This is a genomic window from Bartonella sp. AA86SXKL (assembly GCF_042196885.1).
The window spans coordinates 1-700 of record NZ_JBHIRE010000344.1 but is presented as its reverse complement, the minus strand read 5'-3'; the positions used below and the strand labels follow the sequence as shown (position 1 = coordinate 700).

At 35.6% G+C, this 700-nt stretch carries 1 protein-coding gene; it reads right to left on the bottom strand.

Going from position 1 to position 700, the window contains the following annotated elements; translation table 11 throughout:
* On the bottom strand, nucleotides 1–662 hold a 662-nt coding region (locus tag ACFIO5_RS11915; RefSeq protein WP_375612695.1), incomplete at its 3' end, for a DNA adenine methylase.
* Nucleotides 663–700: the final 38 nt, after the last annotated feature.

The following is a 700-nucleotide window of genomic DNA, read 5'->3' as shown; positions in this document are numbered from 1 at the left end:
AGACTCAAGACAAATTTGCCTTGTATGCTTTTGAGAACTTTTGCCATACTCACAAAATCATCTTCAACAAAATTCCCAGAGCTATAACACTTCTTCTTCACAAGATAAGGCGGGTCTAGGTAAAATAAACTGTCGGGTGCATCAAATAGCTCGATAACCCGTTCCCACGACAAATTTAAGATTGTTGTATCAAGAAGCTTCTGTCTAACACGTCTCATCCTTGATAACAGCTTTTCGGGATTAAATGCTATAGGCTTTTTCCTTCCAAAACTAAAAGAGACATAATCTTTTTTCCCATACATCACACAACGTTGGAGAAACAAAAAACGGGCGGCTCTTTCAACTTTGGAAAGGCTTTCTGGTTCAATCGCCGCAAGTTCAAAAAACAACTGTCTTGAACAAACAAACCACTCCAATCGTTTAGCTAAATCATCAAAGTCATTTTGAACGCATTGAAACAGATTCGTGATCTCTCCATTCAAATCATTAATGACAGAATATTTTGCTGGTTTTTTATTTAGGAAAATAACACCAGAGCCTAAAAACGGTTCAACATAGGTTTCGTGGTCAATATTATTTAAAATCGGTATAATTTTCTTACGCAGATAGTGTTTACCACCCATCCACGCAAACAATGTTTGTGTAAATTCTTGTTTCATCATATTTTTAAAGGAGAGATTTGATATCTAACTTTTTGTTA